Origin of the sequence: Micromonospora sp. DT62, from assembly GCF_049847285.1 — a bacterium.
GTDB classification, from domain to species: Bacteria; Actinomycetota; Actinomycetes; order Mycobacteriales; family Micromonosporaceae; genus Micromonospora; species Micromonospora reichwaldensis.
The window spans coordinates 370,748-386,254 of record NZ_JBNCOB010000002.1 but is presented as its reverse complement, the minus strand read 5'-3'; the positions used below and the strand labels follow the sequence as shown (position 1 = coordinate 386,254).

At 75.2% G+C, this 15,507-nt stretch carries 18 protein-coding genes; 13 read left to right on the top strand and 5 right to left on the bottom strand.

Annotated features, from left to right (window positions below):
* Nucleotides 1–36 precede the first annotated feature (36 nt).
* The 5 genes from ACPXCB_RS05290 (at nt 37) to rsrA (ending at nt 3,399) form a co-directional block, all read left to right on the top strand.
* Nucleotides 37–747 (top strand): SOS response-associated peptidase, encoded by a 711-nt coding sequence (locus tag ACPXCB_RS05290; RefSeq protein ID WP_425872672.1) that lies wholly within the window; start codon nt 37–39, stop codon nt 745–747.
* Nucleotides 748–941: 194 nt separating this feature from the next.
* On the top strand, nt 942–1,334 hold the full coding sequence (locus ACPXCB_RS05285) for a WhiB family transcriptional regulator (protein WP_121399693.1): 393 nt from the start codon (nt 942–944) through the stop codon (nt 1,332–1,334).
* A gap of 83 nt (nt 1,335–1,417) precedes the next feature.
* Nucleotides 1,418–2,032, top strand: a complete 615-nt coding sequence (locus ACPXCB_RS05280; RefSeq protein WP_425872670.1) for an alpha/beta family hydrolase — start codon at nt 1,418–1,420, stop codon at nt 2,030–2,032.
* Between the two features lie 238 nt (nt 2,033–2,270).
* Nucleotides 2,271–3,110: a sigma-70 family RNA polymerase sigma factor gene (locus tag ACPXCB_RS05275; RefSeq protein WP_425872668.1), complete on the top strand. Its 840-nt coding sequence runs from the start codon at nt 2,271–2,273 to the stop codon at nt 3,108–3,110.
* A 1-nt stretch (nt 3,111) separates the two neighbouring features.
* Nucleotides 3,112–3,399 (top strand): mycothiol system anti-sigma-R factor, encoded by a 288-nt coding sequence (gene rsrA, locus ACPXCB_RS05270; RefSeq protein WP_366639441.1) that lies wholly within the window; start codon nt 3,112–3,114, stop codon nt 3,397–3,399.
* Nucleotides 3,400–3,535: 136 nt separating this feature from the next.
* On the opposite strand, the gene ACPXCB_RS05265 is transcribed toward rsrA, so the two are convergent.
* Nucleotides 3,536–3,610: a 50S ribosomal protein bL37 gene (locus ACPXCB_RS05265; protein ID WP_369700219.1), complete on the bottom strand. Its 75-nt coding sequence runs from the start codon at nt 3,608–3,610 to the stop codon at nt 3,536–3,538.
* Nucleotides 3,611–3,886: 276 nt separating this feature from the next.
* On the opposite strand from ACPXCB_RS05265, the gene ACPXCB_RS05260 reads away from it, so the two are divergent.
* Together ACPXCB_RS05260 and ACPXCB_RS05255 are read left to right on the top strand one after the other, a co-directional pair.
* Entirely contained in the window at nt 3,887–4,102 is a 216-nt protein-coding gene (locus tag ACPXCB_RS05260; protein WP_088973021.1) for a biotin/lipoyl-binding carrier protein, read from the top strand.
* Complete coding sequence (locus tag ACPXCB_RS05255) at nt 4,099–4,608, top strand: GNAT family N-acetyltransferase (protein ID WP_425872665.1); 510 nt, start codon at nt 4,099–4,101, stop codon at nt 4,606–4,608. Before ACPXCB_RS05260 ends, ACPXCB_RS05255 begins: the two co-directional genes overlap by 4 nt.
* An 18-nt stretch (nt 4,609–4,626) precedes the next feature.
* On the opposite strand, the gene ACPXCB_RS05250 is transcribed toward ACPXCB_RS05255, so the two are convergent.
* Nucleotides 4,627–6,378, bottom strand: a complete 1,752-nt coding sequence (locus ACPXCB_RS05250; RefSeq protein ID WP_425872897.1) for a tetratricopeptide repeat protein — start codon at nt 6,376–6,378, stop codon at nt 4,627–4,629.
* 245 nt (nt 6,379–6,623) lie between these two features.
* Here ACPXCB_RS05250 and ACPXCB_RS05245 point away from each other — a divergent pair, with 245 nt between their 5' ends.
* A complete protein-coding gene (locus tag ACPXCB_RS05245) occupies nt 6,624–7,655 on the top strand; it encodes an SIS domain-containing protein (RefSeq protein WP_132231368.1) in 1,032 nt (343 codons plus the stop codon).
* A 25-nt stretch (nt 7,656–7,680) separates the two neighbouring features.
* Nucleotides 7,681–9,297, top strand: coding sequence for a histidine kinase N-terminal domain-containing protein (locus ACPXCB_RS05240; RefSeq protein WP_425872663.1), 1,617 nt, complete (start codon nt 7,681–7,683; stop codon nt 9,295–9,297).
* Nucleotides 9,298–9,437: 140 nt separating this feature from the next.
* Here ACPXCB_RS05240 and ACPXCB_RS05235 read toward each other — a convergent pair whose 3' ends face one another.
* Together ACPXCB_RS05235 and ACPXCB_RS05230 are read right to left on the bottom strand one after the other, a co-directional pair.
* Nucleotides 9,438–10,835 (bottom strand): glycosyltransferase family 39 protein, encoded by a 1,398-nt coding sequence (locus tag ACPXCB_RS05235; protein WP_425872896.1) that lies wholly within the window; start codon nt 10,833–10,835, stop codon nt 9,438–9,440.
* 165 nt (nt 10,836–11,000) lie between these two features.
* Nucleotides 11,001–11,129 carry a hypothetical protein gene (locus tag ACPXCB_RS05230; protein WP_425872662.1) on the bottom strand — a complete coding sequence of 43 codons (129 nt, stop codon included), beginning with the start codon at nt 11,127–11,129 and terminating at the stop codon, nt 11,001–11,003.
* Nucleotides 11,130–11,451: 322 nt separating this feature from the next.
* Here ACPXCB_RS05230 and ACPXCB_RS05225 point away from each other — a divergent pair, with 322 nt between their 5' ends.
* The 4 genes from ACPXCB_RS05225 (at nt 11,452) to ACPXCB_RS05210 (ending at nt 15,008) form a co-directional block, all read left to right on the top strand.
* Nucleotides 11,452–13,167, top strand: a complete 1,716-nt coding sequence (locus ACPXCB_RS05225; RefSeq protein WP_425872660.1) for a nitrite/sulfite reductase — start codon at nt 11,452–11,454, stop codon at nt 13,165–13,167.
* 61 nt (nt 13,168–13,228) lie between these two features.
* Entirely contained in the window at nt 13,229–13,387 is a 159-nt protein-coding gene (locus tag ACPXCB_RS05220; RefSeq protein ID WP_121399684.1) for an IS1 family transposase, read from the top strand.
* Nucleotides 13,384–14,169, top strand: a complete 786-nt coding sequence (locus tag ACPXCB_RS05215) for a phosphoadenylyl-sulfate reductase (protein WP_425872659.1) — start codon at nt 13,384–13,386, stop codon at nt 14,167–14,169. The genes ACPXCB_RS05220 and ACPXCB_RS05215 overlap by 4 nt, the downstream gene beginning before the upstream one ends.
* A 98-nt stretch (nt 14,170–14,267) precedes the next feature.
* Nucleotides 14,268–15,008 (top strand): sirohydrochlorin chelatase, encoded by a 741-nt coding sequence (locus tag ACPXCB_RS05210; RefSeq protein WP_425872657.1) that lies wholly within the window; start codon nt 14,268–14,270, stop codon nt 15,006–15,008.
* 89 nt (nt 15,009–15,097) lie between these two features.
* Here ACPXCB_RS05210 and ACPXCB_RS05205 read toward each other — a convergent pair whose 3' ends face one another.
* Nucleotides 15,098–15,355, bottom strand: coding sequence for a WhiB family transcriptional regulator (locus ACPXCB_RS05205; protein ID WP_007072794.1), 258 nt, complete (start codon nt 15,353–15,355; stop codon nt 15,098–15,100).
* Nucleotides 15,356–15,507 lie beyond the last annotated feature (152 nt).

Below are 15,507 nucleotides of genomic sequence, written 5' to 3'. Positions count from 1 at the left end.
CAGCCGGGCGGCGCGCGGCGGGTTAGCGTGTGCGGCATGTGCGGGAGGTACGCGACGACCCGGAGCGCGGGCGACCTGAGCGCGCTGTTCGAGTCCCAGGACGAGACCGGCGGCGGGGTCGGCCCCGACCACAACGTCGCGCCCACCGACCCGGTGCCGCTGGTGCGGGTCAGCCCGGAGGGCCACCGCGCGCTGTCGGTCGGCCGCTGGGGTCTGGTCCCGTCCTGGTCCAGGTCGCCCGCGGGCGCCGCCCGCATGATCAACGCCCGCGCCGAGACGGTCGCCACCAGCCGGGCGTACGCCGGGGCCTTCGCCCGCCGCCGCTGCCTCGTCCCGGCCGACGGCTGGTACGAGTGGGTCCGCGCGGCCGACGGGCGCAAGCAGCCCTACTACATGACCCCGTCGGACGGCTCGGTGCTCGCCTTCGCCGGCATCTGGTCGGTCTGGGACGGCTCCGGCGGTCCGCTGCTGACGTTCAGCGTGCTCACCACCGCCGCGTTGGGCGAGTTGGCCGAGGTGCACGACCGGATGCCGCTGCTGCTGCCCCGCGACCGCTGGGGGGCGTGGCTGGCGTCGACCGACGAGCCGGCGGGCCTGCTCGCGCCGCCCGCGCCCGACTGGCTCGCGACGCTGGAGATCCGCCCGGTGGGCACGGCGGTGGGCGACGTGCGTAACGACGGGCCGCAGTTGACCGAGAGGGTGCCGCTCGCCCGGGCCGCCGCGCCGGAGGAAATGACGCTCTTCTGACAGTCCGACACATTGTCGGGCGTGATTTGCCAGAGTTGCGGACGAAACGTCGCCCCGACGTTCACCCATATTCGCCGTGAAGTCTTGTCCCGGTGTCCGGAAGTGCGATACAACACAGCGCCGGTAGTGGGCGCGACTCGCACGGGGCGGACGACGCACACCGATCTTGCCGGTCCCACGGGGGAGGTGGGTGGATGACACGGGCACGTATGCCTCGGCCGCACGAGGTGGCCACCGCACGACGGGATCCGCGGCTGTTGCGGGCGTTGCGGGAGCGGCGACAGGACGAGGCGTGGCGCACCAGGGGAACCTGCCAGAACGTCGACCCGGAAACGTTCTTTCCGGCGCCGAACGAGCCGGCCGACGCGGCCGTCGCGCTCTGCCGCAGCTGTGACGTGCAGGGATCCTGCCTGGCCTGGGCGCTGGACGTGGGTGACTGCCACGGCGTCTGGGGCGGCACCACCCCGCGCGAACGGCGGGCGATGCTGGTCGCCTGGCGCGACGAGGTGCAACCGGATCCGGACGCCGCCCGCGAGGCGGGTCCGCCGGTCCGGGACCGGCTGCTCACCCTGGTGCCGCTGAGCTGACCGTCGAGTGAACCGGTCGCAGCCGGCCCGCCACCTCGGCGGGCCGGCTGCCCGTCGTGCCCCGGACGCCGCAGAATGGGCCGATGCCCGAGGACGACGACGTACCCACCCCGCGCGGGCCCGCCCGGGTCGACACCGACCTGCCGGCGGGTGCGCCGAGCGCCCTGCTGGTGCTCGGCCACGGCGCGGGCGGCGACGTCGACGCCCCCGACCTGCGTGCGCTCCGGGACGCGGCGGTCGACGCCGGGCTGGTGGTGGCCCGGGTGACCCAGCCGTACCGCGTCGCCGGACGGCGTGCGCCGGCACCGGCGGGGCACCTCGACGAGGCGTGGACCGCCGTGCTCGCCGTGCTGCGGCAGCGGCATCCCGGCGTACCGCTGCTGGTGGGCGGCCGGTCCAGCGGCGCGCGGGTGGCGTGCCGCACCGCGCCCGCGGTGGGCGCCGCCGGGGTCGTCGCGCTCGCGTTCCCGCTGCATCCGCCCGGCCGCCCGGAGCGGTCGCGGGCGGCGGAGCTGGCGACCGGCCTGCCGACCCTCGTGGTCAACGGCGACCGTGACCCGTTCGGGGTACCGGAGCCGGGGCGGGGGGTGCACGTGGTGACCCGCCCAGGGGAGCGGCACGACCTGCGGGGGGATCCGGCCGGCACGGCCGCCGTGGTGCGCGACTGGCTGCGCGGGCGGGGCTGGGCGCGAGGCTGAGCGCCGCCCCGCCAGGCGCTCCGGTGGGCCGTGTCCGCCTGCCGCGGCGGGTCGTTGCATCGGATGGCGCCGGACGCCCGGCTCGGGCGGGCGGCGCCGGTCCTCCCAGGCCCTTCCTGGTCCCAGCGTCGGCCTCCGCCGGCGCCGGGACCAGGAACGGGGGAGGTGAGCGGAATGCCCCGCCCCGTCGGGGGCGTTGCACCCCCCGGGACGACATTTCTGGCGAGGGGGGAGACCGGTGCCGACCGAGACGCGGGTCCGGGAACGGGACGAGCGGGGAGCGCGGCAGTTGCGACGGCTGCTGGGCGGCCCGGACTGGCCCGCGGTGGTGCCGCCGGTCAGCCCGGCCGCGGTGAGCACGCCCACGGTGAGTACGAGCACACCCGCCGGAAGTGAATCTGCGGGCACGTCCGTACGCGTATCCTCGGCGGGACAGCATCCGACGCGAGGGGATGTGCGGTTGACCACCGAGAAGACGGACGAGCGCAGGGCCCGCTTCGAGCGGGACGCGATGCCATTCGTCGATCAGCTCTACGCTGCCGGGCTGCGGATGACCCGCAACCCGGCGGACGCCGAGGACCTGGTCCAGGAGACCTACCTGAAGGCGTACGCCGCCTTCCACCAGTTCGAGCAGGGCACGAACCTGAAGGCCTGGCTCTACCGGATCCTGACCAACACCTACATCAACTCCTACCGCAAGCGGCAGCGCCAGCCCATCCAGGCGCCGACCGACGAGATCACCGACTGGCAGCTCGCCGAGGCCGAGTCGCACACCTCCAGCGGGCTGCGCTCGGCCGAGACCGAGGCGCTGGACCGGCTGCCGGACAGCGACGTCAAGGAGGCCCTCCAGCAGTTGCCGGAGGAGTTCCGCCTGGCCGTCTACCTCACCGACGTCGAGGGCTTCTCCTACAAGGAGGTCGCCGACATCATGGGCACGCCGATCGGCACGGTCATGTCGCGACTGCACCGGGGCCGTCGTAATCTGCGCAAGCTGCTCGAACAGTACGCCGCAGAGCGGGGCTTCAGCGCCGCGGCGTCGAAGAAGGGCTCGACCGCTTCCGCTGGCCGGGAGGTCTGACATGAGCTGTGGAGATCCGCACGAGACGGATTGCCGCGAGGTCATCGCGGAGGTCTACCTCTACCTGGATCTGGAGTGCGCCGAGGAGCGGCGCGCGCTGATCCGGCACCACCTCGACGAGTGCGGCCCGTGCCTGCGCGAGTACGGCATCGAGCAGGAGGTGCGGGCGCTGGTCGCCCGCTGCTGCGGCAACGAGACCGCGCCCGACCAGCTGCGGGAGCGGCTGCGGCTGCGCCTCACCGAGCTGGTCGTCTTCGAGGGCACCGAGTCGAAGGAGCTTGCCGACTGAGGTCGGGCCGGGTGCGGCAGCCGACCGAGGTCGGTGCCCCCGGAGACAGCAACGCCGGTGGCCCGGGTCGTGACGACCCGGGCCACCGGCGTCTGCGCCGACTGGTCGACGCCGGGCCGTGGGGCCCGGCCGCCGGTCAGGAGTTGGGGCGCTTGCCGTGGTTCGCGCCGCTCTTCTTGCGGGCCTTCTTCTTACGGGCCTTCTTCGCCATGGTGACCTCCTCGTGATGGTCGGATCCCGCCTGCGCACGATCTCGGCGCCGGTGCACGCACCGGTCCTCCCGGCGCCGGGTCCGACCCGCTGATGCTAGTGCGGCCGGCACCCGCCGTCGTCCGCCGGGGCCGCCGACGCGCGCCACGCCGCGCGCCACGCCGCCGGACCACCCCTGAGTCGATCATCGACCCGGCCCGCGCCGCTCCACGCCCGCCGGAGGTCGCCCGCATGATTGGATACGTCGGCAGGCAACCGCGAGAGGGAGGGCCCGAAGATGGCCGAGGAGATCCGCGCCGAGATGGTGGCGAACGTCTGGAAGGTCGTCGCGTCGGCCGGGGACACCGTGTCCGAGGGGGACACCCTGGTGATCCTGGAGTCGATGAAGATGGAGATCCCGGTCGTCGCCGAGTCCGACGGTGTCGTCAAGCAGCTCGCGGTCAACGAGGGCGACGTCGTGCAGGACGGTGACCTGATCGCGGTGATCGATTGACCGGCCTCTCGGTACGCCGGGCCGGGCCGGCCGACTTCGCGGCGGTGGCCCGGCTGACGGTGGCCGCGTACGAGGCGGACGGCCAGCTGAAGAACGAGCACGGCTACGCCGCCGTCCTCGCCGACGTGACGTCCCGGGCCCGGGACGGCGAGGTGCTCGTCGCCGTCGACGACGCCACCGGCGAGCTGCTCGGCTCGGTGACCCTCGTCCTGCCCGGTACCCGCTACGCCGAGCTGTCCCGGGCGGGTGAGGCGGAGTTCCGGATGCTGGCGGTGGACCCGGCCGCGCAGGGGCGGGGCGTCGGCGCGGCGCTGGTCGAGGCCTGCGTGTCGCGGGCGACCGAGCTGGCCTGTTCCGCCGTCGTCATCTGCGTCCGCGACGGCTTCGCCGCCTCCGCCCAGCGGCTCTACCGGCGTCGCGGCTTCGTACGGGTGCCCGAGCTGGACTGGGCGCCCGTGGACGGGGTGCACCTGCTCGGCCTGCGGCTGGAGCTGACCGGCGCGTGAGGCGCCGGCGACGACGGCTCACCGGCGCCTGAGGAGCCCCCAGAGGCGGCGCAGGCGGGAACGCGGCCGGGGGACCGGGGCGGTGACCGTCAGCGCGGTGGCCAGGGCCGCCGTCTCCGGGTCCAGGGCCGGGCTGGCCAGGGCCAGGTGTGCCAGCGACGGCGCGATCGGCGCCGGGCGGGTCCGGGCGACCGCTGCCACGTCGGCCAGCCGCTCGGTCACCACCCGGGCCACGTCGGGGCGCACGTCCGGGTCGACCCAGGCGGCGGTGACCAGGGCGAACAGGGCCGCCTCGGTGACCCAGTCCTCGACTCCCCAGACCAGGTCCAGCAGCACCCGGCGCCGGGTCGACTCCGCCCACGGCTCGTCGGTGCGGTGGTGCAGCAGGCCCAGGCACGCCCACACCTGGACGCAGCGCACCCAGAGCGAGGGGTCCTGCCCGAGTACCCGGCCCAGCGCGGTCGGCGGCGCCTCCGGCGGGTGCGCCAGCAGGCCGAGCAGGTCGTCCAGTTCCAGGGTGGCCAGGCCGACCGCCGCGTCGTACGCCGCCGGCGGGTGTGGCCACGCGGGGTGGGCGAGCTGCCGCAGCCGCGCCGCCGCCTCCGGTGAGGGCGCCGGCACGGCGGGCACGACCGTCGTCCCGTCGTGCTCCCAGAGCTGCCGGGCGGTCGCCCGCCGGGGCTCGCGCGGGTCCGGGTCGGGCACGCCGGCCACCTCGATCCGCAGCCCGGGCGCGGCCGTCGCGGCGGCACGCAGCGCGCTGGGCGGCGGGGGCTGGTCCAGCCGTACGGCGCCGAGGCCGACGCGCTCGTCGGTGACGGCCTGACGCAGCGCGTCCACCACCGGCCCGGTCGCCGGGGTGACCTGCCCGAGCCAGGGCCGGCTCCGGCAGCTCTCGGCCAGGTCGCTGTGCTCGTGCGTGTCGTCGGGATGGTCCCGGACGAAGTCAGCGAGCGCGATCAGGTGCGCCACGTCGCCGTCGCGCTGGTGCCGCAGCCGGTGCGCGGTGTGCACGGCGCACTCGAAGGAGGGGTCCCGGGCCAGCGCCCGGTCTATCCAGTCGAGCGCCTCGTCGAGCCGCCCGTTGTCGGCGAGCGTGCCGGCGATGTCGGCGTAGACGGTGAGGTCGTCGGGGTCGTGCGCGACGGCACGGCCGAGTGCCGCCAGCGCCTCCCGGGTGCGCCCGGCGCTGCGGTACGCGTACCCGAGCCACACCTCGCCGATCTTCGACGGCTCCGCGCGTACGCCCCGGGCGGCCCAGCGGATCGCCAGGTCGACCTCGCCGAGGCGCCTGGCCAGCGCGGACGCCGCGCCCAGCAGCAGGCCGTGCTCGGGGTGGACGGTGACCGCGTTGCGGGCCAGCGCCAGGTAGGGGGCCAGGGCGGCCCGGCCGGCCCGGGGCACCGGGTCGGGCACGGCGGCGCAGACCTGCATCAGGATCCGGGCGGCCCGGTCCGGTTCGAGGCGCTCGGCGAGTTCCGGGGTGGTCACCCACGGCACCCCCGCCCAGTCCGTCCCCGGCGCGTGGCCGGTCGCCGCGACCAGCAGGTCCAGCCCCTCGGCGGGCCGGCCGGCGGCGGCGAGCAGGTGCGCGCGGGCCACGACGGCGCCGACGAAGGCGTGGCCCTGGAGCGGGAAGAGGTCGACGCCGCCCGCGCCGTCGGTGGCGGCGAGCCGGGCGAGGGTCTCGTGCACCTCGGGCAGGGTCGGGGCCTGGGCCAGCGCGGCGGCGACGTGACCGGCCGCGTGTGCCAGGTCGTTGTCGTCCATGGCGAGGCGGGCCAGGGCAAGTTCCTCCGCCGCGGACAGCGACCGGTCGTCCTCGGGCACGTCGTCCTCTCGCTCGTCGGTCGGTGGGGCCGGGCAAGCCTAGGTGATGTTGTGCCGAGATGGTGATCATCTGCGCACTACTGCTCGTTCGATTGCTCAGGTCAGTTCAAACGTGCAAGACTGAGCAGGAAACGCGCGGCAACCGCGCAGTGGGAGGAGTTTCCGTGACGCGTGCAGGGGCCGGCATGGCGGCCGACATCGACGAGCAGCCGGCGGGCTACGAGCGGCTGCTCTCCGCCGAGCACGCCGGGGCGATCGCCCGGGTGGCGGCGGTCATCGCGGAACGCCGCCCGCGGCACGTGGTCTTCACCGCCCGGGGCACCTCCGACCACGCGGCCCTCTACGGGGCGTACCTGACCGAGATCCGGCTCGGCCTGCCCGCCGGCCTCGCCTCGCCCAGCGTCGTCACCCTCTACGGCGCGAAGCCGGACCTCTCCGACGCGCTGGTCGTCGGCGTCAGCCAGAGCGGCGGCTCGCCCGACCTCGCCGAGGTGCTGCGCACCGCCCGCGCCTCCGGCGCGTTGACCCTCGCGGTCACCAACGCGCCCGACTCCCGGCTGGCCGGCGTCGCCGAGCTGAGCGTCGACATCGCCGCCGGGCACGAGCGCGCGGTGGCCGCCACCAAGACCTACACCGCCGAGCTGCTCGCCCTGCTGATGCTCGTCGAGGGCGTCCGGGCCGGCGACGGCGCGCTGCCCGCCGACGAACGCGAGGCGCTCGCCGCCCTGCCCGAGCTGGCCGCGCGCACCCTGGAGGACACCACCCCCACCCAGCTCGCGCCCCGCTACCGGTTCGCCGGCCAGCTGGTCACCACCGGCCGGGGGTACGCGTACCCGACCGCCCGCGAGGCCGCGCTGAAGCTGATGGAGACCTCGTACCTGCCCGCGCTCGCGTTCTCCGGCGCCGACCTGCTGCACGGCCCCCTCGCCATGACCGACCCGGACGTGCCGGTGCTCGCCGTGGTCGGCTCCGGGCCGGGCGGCCGGTCGATGGGCGAAGTGCTGCCCCGCCTCGGCGAGCGCCGCGCCGACGTGGTGGTGGTCGGCTCCGCCGACGTCGAGGGCGCCACCCGGATGGCCGTCCCCGAGGTCGACGAGCGGTACGCGCCGCTGCTGGACATCCTGCCGTTGCAGCGCCTGGCGCTGGCGCTGGCGCTCGCCCGGGGCGAGGACCCGGACGCGCCGCGCGGGCTGAAGAAGGTCACCGCGACGATGTGACGCCCGTCGTGGCACGCTGGTCGACGTGTCCACGCTGCGCAACCTCGCCGAGGAGCACACCCGCCTCCGCCCGGCCGACATCGACCACCTGCACCGGATCGCCGGCGACTGGCAGTTGCTGTCCGATCTGTCCTTCGCCGACCTGCTGCTCTGGGTGCCCGTGGACGGTGACGGCGCGTTCCTCTGCGTCGCCCAGGTCCGGCCGACGACCGCCCCCACCGCGTACCTGGACGACCAGGTGGGGCGGATCGTCGGCGGGCCCGAGGTGGCCCACCTGGAGGTGGCCCACCGGCAGGGCCGCATCTGGCGGGAGGGCGACCCGGTCTGGTACGGCGACGTGCCGGCCCGGCACGAGGCGATCCCGGTCCGGTTGCGCACCACCGACGGCGAGGCCGGCGAGGTGATCGCCGTGGTGGGGCGGGACACCAACCTCTCCACCGCGCGCACCCCGAGCCAGCTGGAGCTGAACTACCTCACCACCGCCGACGACCTGGCCCAGATGATCGCTGACGGGACCTTCCCGCCGCCGCGCCATCCCGGGGAGACCACGTCGGCCCCGCGCGTCGGCGACGGGCTGGTCCGGCTCGACGCCGGCGGCAAGGTAACCTACGCGAGCCCGAACGCGCAGTCGGCGTACCGGCGGCTGGGCTACGCCTCCCACCTGGTGGGCGAGGACCTGGCGGCGCTGCACCGCCGGCTGGCGAGCGACCCGCTGGAGGGCACCGACGCGGCGAACGGCATCCTCGCGGCGCTGCGCGGCGAGGCGCCGCCCCGCCGGGAGATCGACGCCCGGGGCGCGACGATGCTCACCCGGGCGCTGCCGCTGATGCCCGCCGGGGTGCCGATCGGCGCGCTGGTGCTGGTCCGCGACATCACCGAGGTACGCCGCCGCGACCGCGCCCTGATCACCAAGGACGCCACCATCCGGGAGATCCACCACCGGGTGAAGAACAACCTCCAGACCGTCGCCGCCCTGCTGCGGCTCCAGGCCCGCCGGGTGTCCATGCCGGAGGCCCGGGTCGCCCTGGAGGAGTCGGTACGCCGGGTCGCCTCCATCGCGCTGGTGCACGAGACCCTCTCCATGTCCAGCGACGAGGCGGTCGAGTTCGACGGCATCGTCGACCGGGTGGCCAGCGCCGCCACGGAGGTGGCCGCGACGGAGGCCACGGTCGGCATGCGGCGCGAGGGCAGCTTCGGCGTGCTGCCCGCCGAGGTCGCCACGTCGCTGGTGATGGTGCTCAACGAGTTGCTGCTCAACGCCGTCGAGCACGGCTTCCCGCCGGCCGCCGAGACGCCCGCCGGCCCGACCGGTCCCGGAACCCCCGCCCCGGTCGCGGCTGGGCCGCCCGCCCCGGAAGCGGCCGTGGCGGAGGCGGCCGGCCCGGTCGAGCCGGAGGTGGTGCTGTCGGCGCACCGGTTCCGCAAGATGCTGCACGTCTCGGTCACCGACAACGGGCGCGGGCTGCCGCCCGACTTCGACGCCGAGCGGAGCGGCAACCTCGGGTTGCAGATCGTCCGCGCGCTGGTCACCGGCGAGCTGCGCGGCACCATCGAGCTGCGCGACGGCGCGAAGGGCGGCACCGAGGCGACCCTCGTCGTCCCGCTGGTGCGCAACGCCCCCGAGGGCCGTTCCGCCGGCTGACCCGGACGCACCGGCGCGAGGGCCGGGGGTGCCGGGGCGGCCATGATCAGTTGACCGGAAACCGGCCCCGGAGGCCCCACGACCCCGGCTCCCCGTCAACCGATCAAGCCGGTCGCCGGAGCCGGGGCGGAGTGGGTTGGTCAGCGGGTGAGCAGGGCGACGGTGAGTCCCGGGCGCGGCCAGACCCGTTCGACGGTGTAGTCGGCGCGCAGCGCGTCGCCCTTGGCGCTGGCGACGGCGGCCAGCGGATCGTCGCGGCGGCCGGCCACGACCAGCCAGACCCGTTCCGCGCCGGCCAGGCACTCGGCCGGGCGGGCGCACTCGGCGGCCCACAGGTCGCCCCGGCGGGCCTGGTCCTGCGTCACCAGCACGTCGCGGGGCCGACGGTCGCCCAGGTGGTACGCGAGACCCAGGTCGAGGAAGAGCCAGCTCTGCCGGGGGGAGTAGACGACCGCGTCGCCCGGCCGCTGACCGTCGGCGACGATCCGGGCCGCGCCCCGGTAGTCCACCGTCGCGCTGCGCGGCCACTCGTGGGTACGCCGCAGCGCCGCCTGGTCGGGCAGCCCGAGCAGCCCGGCCAGGGCGACGACGGCCAGCGCGGGCGGCAGCGGCACCGTCGCCAGCGCCGCGCCCGCGAGCAGGCAGGCGAAGGGCACCACGAAGACGAGGTACCGGGGCACCCAGAGCGGTACGACCAGCCCTGCGGCGAAGAGCAGCAGCACGGGCAGCAGCACGGCGAGCCCGGGCAGCAGGGCGCGCCGGCCCAGGCGTGCCGCGCCGAGCGCCGCGAGACCGAGCAGCAGACCCCCCACCACGCCGCTCTGCGCCACCCCGGTCGGCAGCGTCGTCAGGTCGGTCAGCCGGGCGGTGTCCACCCAGCCGAGCTGCCGGGACCGCTGCCCTCTGGCCAGCAACACCAGCGGTGCCAGCAGCAGCGCCGCCGGCACCAGGGCGAGCACCCAGCGCAGCGAACGGTTCGGCGGCCGGTCGCGGGGAGCGGCGAGCACCGCCACCGCGTGCGCGGCGAGCAGGGTGAGCGCGACCAGGTGGGTGAGCCCGAGCGCGGCCACGGCGGCGGCGTACCCGGCCCAGCGGGTCCACCGGGGTCGGGCCGTCGCCTCGACCAGCAGCAGGGTCGCCAGCACCGCCAGGAAGGTGGCCAGCGCGTACGGGCGGGCCTCCTGGCCGTAGCGCGAGGTGCCCGGCAGCACCGCGAGGAGCAGCCCGGCGAGCAGCCCGGCCCGGGCACCGAGCAGGCGCTGCCCGAGGACCGCCGTCAGCCCGGCCGTGGCGGCCATGGCCAGTGCGGCGGGCAGCCGCAGCGCGGTCACCGAGTCGCCGAAGACGGCCACCCAGGCGTGCATGAACAGGTAGTAGGGGCTGGTGGCGGCGTCGATGCTGCCGGCGAGCCGGACCAGGTCCCCGGGCGACCGGCTCGCCGCGCTCCAGGTGGCCAGCTCGTCGCGCCACGGCTGCGCGTGGTCGATCCCGGTCAGCACGACAGCCAGGGTGAGCAGCGTCGGCGCGATCCAGATCACCCGATCCGTGCGGCCCGGCCCGCCTGTCGCCTCGTTCGTAGGCCCGCCCGTCACCTCGCCCGGCGGCGAGACGGGCTCGCCGGGCAGATCAGCGGAACCGGTCACACACCGCAGCGTCACACAGTCCGGCCGCCCGGTACGCCGATCCGCCGATCAGGGCCGGCGTCAGCCCTCGACCGTGGCCCCGTGCTTCCCGCACGCGGCCACGAAATGGGGCAGGGTCTGGCGCAGCGACTGCCGGTAGAGCTCGGCCCCCGGCCCGGTCTCGCCGCGTTGGCGCTGGACCCGTTCCACCTGACCGACCGTGGTGGAGCGGTGGTCGGGGTGTGGCCCGTGATGTGGGATCCCGCACGCACTCGTTGGCCGGCCCCTGTCGGGTGTGGCAGCATGACTTCCATGACCGCCGCTGTCGTCCGCCGCTTCGTGGCTCGTCGCCACGTCGACTACGGCCGCGTGCGCAGCGCGATCTGTCCGGCCCACTGACGACGCCCGATCACTCTGTCTCGGGCGCGCCTCGCGCCGGCTGTTTCGACACCGTTGTCGCCAGCCCGTTCCGACGGGTCGGCCGCGCGCCTTGCGTGTCCCCGAGGCACCGCAGACAACGGAGGACGCCGCCATGGCGGTCAGCAGCATCCCGGCCCGGGCCGGGGACCCGACGTCCCCCCGACCGGCCCGGACTCCCCGCCGGCCCCGAGGTGAAGGTCAGTGGGCGCTCGGTCACCGCGAGCCGCTCAACCCCAACGAGCGGATCAAGAAGGACGACGACCCGCTGAACGTACGGGCCCGGATCGAGAACATCTACGCCCACCACGGGTTCGCCTCGATCGATCCGCAGGACCTCCGTGGCCGCTTCCGCTGGTGGGGCCTCTACACCCAGCGGAAGGCGGGCATCGACGGCGGCCGTACGGCCGTGCTGGAGCCGCACGAGCTGGAGGACGAGTTCTTCATGCTCCGGGTCCGGGTGGACGGGGGCGAGCTGAGCCTGGCGCAGCTGCGGGTGGTCGCGGACATCTCCCGCGAGTTCGCCCGGGACACCGCCGACATCACCGACCGGCAGAACATCCAGTACCACTGGATCCGGGTCGAGGACATGCCGGAGATCTGGCGCCGCCTGGAGTCCGTCGGCCTGCAGACCACCGAGGCGTGCGGTGACTGCCCCCGGGTGGTGCTGGGCAGCCCGGTCGCCGGGGTGGCCCGCGACGAACTGCTCGACCCGACGCCGGCGGTCGACGAGATCGTCCGTCGGTACGTGGGCGACAAGGCGTACTCCAACCTGCCGCGCAAGTTCAAGACCTCCATCTCCTGGCTGGTCGACACCCCGTACGAGGCGAACGACATCTCCTTCCTCGGGGTGGACCACCCGGACCACGGGCCGGGCTTCGACGTCTGGGTCGGCGGCGGCCTGGCCACGAACCCGATGCTGGCCAAGCGGCTCGGCGTCTGGGTGTCGCTGGAGGAGGTGCCGGACGTCTGGGCGGGCGTGGTCGGCATCTTCCGCGACTACGGCTACCGCCGGTTGCGCAACCGCGCCCGGCTGAAGTTCCTGGTCGCCGACTGGGGCGTGGAGAAGTTCCGCGAGGTGCTGGAGAAGGAGTACCTGGGCCGGGCGCTGCTCGACGGCCCCGCCCCGCAGCTGCCCGACAGGCCGGTGGACCACATCGGGGTGCACCCGCAGCGCGACGGCCGCCACTGGGTGGGCGCCGCCCCGGTGGTGGGCCGGGTCTCCGGCGGGCAGCTCGCCCGCCTGGCCGACGTGGTCGAGGCGCACGGCAGCGGGCGGGTGCGGCTCACCCCGTACCAGAAGCTGCTGGTGCTGGACGTGGCGCCGGAGCGGACCGACTCGCTGGTGCGCGAGCTGCGCGGGATCGGCCTGGAGGCGCAGCCGTCGGCCTGGCGGCGCGGCACGATGGCCTGCACCGGCATCGAGTACTGCAAGCTGGCCATCGTCGAGACCAAGGCGCGCGGCGAGGAGCTGGTGGCCCGGCTGGAGGAGCGGCTGCGCGACTTCGACGCCGACATCTCCATCCACCTCAACGGCTGCCCCAACGCCTGCGCCCGCACGCAGGTCGCCGACATCGGCCTCAAGGGCCAGCTGGTCGTCGGCCCGGACGGCCGTCAGGTGGAGGGCTTCCAGGTCCACCTAGGCGGCGGGCTCGGCATGGCCGAGGGACAGACGGCCGGGTTCGGCCGCAAGCTGCGCGGTCTGAAGACCACCGCCGAGGAGCTTCCGGCGTACGTGGAGCGGCTGGCCCGGCGCTACCTGGCCGGCCGGGAGACGGGCGAGACGTTCGCCAACTGGGTGATCAGGGTCGACGAGGAGGAACTCCGATGAGCGAGCGAATCAGCGGTGCCGTGGGGCCTCGTCGCGGCGCCGAGCGAAGCGAGGTGACGCGATGAGCGAGACCCGTTCCGCGCCGTTGTACTGCCCGTACTGCGGCGAGGAGGACCTGCGGCCGAGTGAGGCCGGCCACGGCGCCTGGGAGTGCCACGCGTGCGCCCGGGTGTTCACGGTGAAGTTCACGGGCCTGCTCGGCCGGGCGGTGGCCCGGTGAGCGGGGGCACGGGCGAGCGGCCCGGTCTCGTCTCGGCGGCGGGCCTGGGCCTGGTCGGCCTGGGCGCTCCGGCTCCGGCCGACACGGCCCGACGCGACCCCGACGAGCTGCGTGCGCTGGCCGAGGCGGCCGGCCGGGAGCTGGAGGGCGCGCCGGCGCTGGAGATCGCGCGCTGGGCGGCCGAGACCTTCGGCGACCGGTTCTGCGTCACCAGCTCGATGGCCGACGCCGTGCTGGCCCACCTGGTCTCCCGGGTCGCCCCGGGGGTGGACGTGGTCTTCCTCGACACCGGACTGCACTTTCCGGAGACGCTCCGGGTCCGCGACGAGGTGGCCCGGACGCTGCCGGTGAACGTGCGCTCGATCCGGCCGCGCCTGACCGTGGGTCAGCAGGACGGCCAGTACGGTCCGCGCCTGTTCAACAAGGCTCCGGACGACTGCTGCCAGCTGCGCAAGGTGGAGCCGCTGGAGCGGGCGCTCGCCGGCTACGACGCCTGGGCGGCCGGGCTCCGCCGGGACGAGTCGCCGACCAGGGCGAACACGCCGGTGGTGACCTTCGACGCGCGCCGGGGCAAGGTCAAGGTCAACCCGATCGCGGCCTGGCGGCAGGCCGACGTGGACGCCTACGTCGCCCGCTGGAACGTGCCGGTCAACGAGCTGTTCAAGCAGGGCTACGGCTCGATCGGCTGCTGGCCCTGCACCCGCCGCACGAAGGCGGGGGAGGACCCCCGGGCCGGCCGCTGGGCGATGTTCGAGAAGACCGAGTGCGGCCTGCACGTCTGACCGGGCCGGTCCCGGGCTCTCCCGCGTCGGGGGCGCCCGGGCCGTCGGAACCGGTCGGGCCGTCAGGGGCGCCCGGGCCGTCGGAGGTGGCCGATCCGGTGGTCCTGGTCGCCCACGGCAGCCGGGACCCGAGGGCCGCCGAGGCTACCCGGGCGCTGGTCCGGGCCGTGTCGGCCGCCCGGCCGGGCACGCCGGTGCTGGCGAGCTGGTTGGACCACACCGAGCCGGGACCGGCGACCGTGCTGCGGAACCTGGCCGCCGCCGGGCACCCCCGGGCCGTGCTGGTGCCGCTGCTGCTCACGGCGGCGTACCACCGGCGGGTGGACGTCCCGGCGGCGGTCGCGGCCGCCCGGGCGGCGGGGCCACCGATCGCGGTACGGGTGACCGACGTGCTCGGCCCGGCCGACGGGGCGGTGGACGCCGGTCTGCTGGCGGGCCTGCACCGGCGGTTGGGTGAGGCGGGTGCGGGGCGCTTCGACGGGCTGGTGCTGGCCGCGGCCGGCACCAGGGACGCCCGGGCGCGCGGGTCGGTGGGCCGGGTGGCCGCCGCGCTGCGCGCCGGTCTCGGCGTGCCCACCCGCGTGTCGTACGCCTCGGCGGCCCCGCCGGCCGTCGCGGCGGCGGTGGCGCGGCTGCGGGCCCGGGGTGCCGGGCGGGTGGCGGTGTCGGCGTACTTCCTGGCTCCGGGCCTGTTCCACGACGCCGTCGCCACGGCGGCGCGGGGCGCCGGTGCGGTGGCGGTGTCCGCCCCGCTGACCGACGCGCCGGAGCTGGCCGATCTGGTCCTGCGGCGCGTGGACGCGGCGAGCCGGTTGGCCGGGCTCACGGCCGGGCCATGATCGGACGCCGGATCACGAATACGGCGATCGGACAGCAGTACGCCCCGGCGGGCGTACCCGGCCGGGGCGTACTGACTGGTGCGTGGGGATCAGGCGGAGTGAGCGCGCAGCACCCGGAGGCCACCGCGGCGCTTGACAGCCCGCCGTTCCTCCTCGCTCATCCCGCCCCAGACGCCAGCGTCCTGACCGGACTCCAGCGCCCACTGCAGGCACTGGTCGGTCACGGAGCAGCGCCGGCAGACGGCCTTGGCCTGCTCGACCTGCAGGAGAGCCGGCCCGGACGTCCCGATCGGGAAGAACAGTTCCGGGTCCTCGTCGCGGCAGACAGCATGGTGACGCCAGTCCATGGCGGCAACACTCCTCATTCTGGGTGGGGTGGCAGAGATTGCTTTCTGTTGCTTTCCTATATGCATCCGCAGCGCCGAATGGTGACGGTTCGCGTACGCCTATTCGGCAGTGCGTGAGCAGGCTGTGTCGGCCCTGCGGACCTGCTGGAACA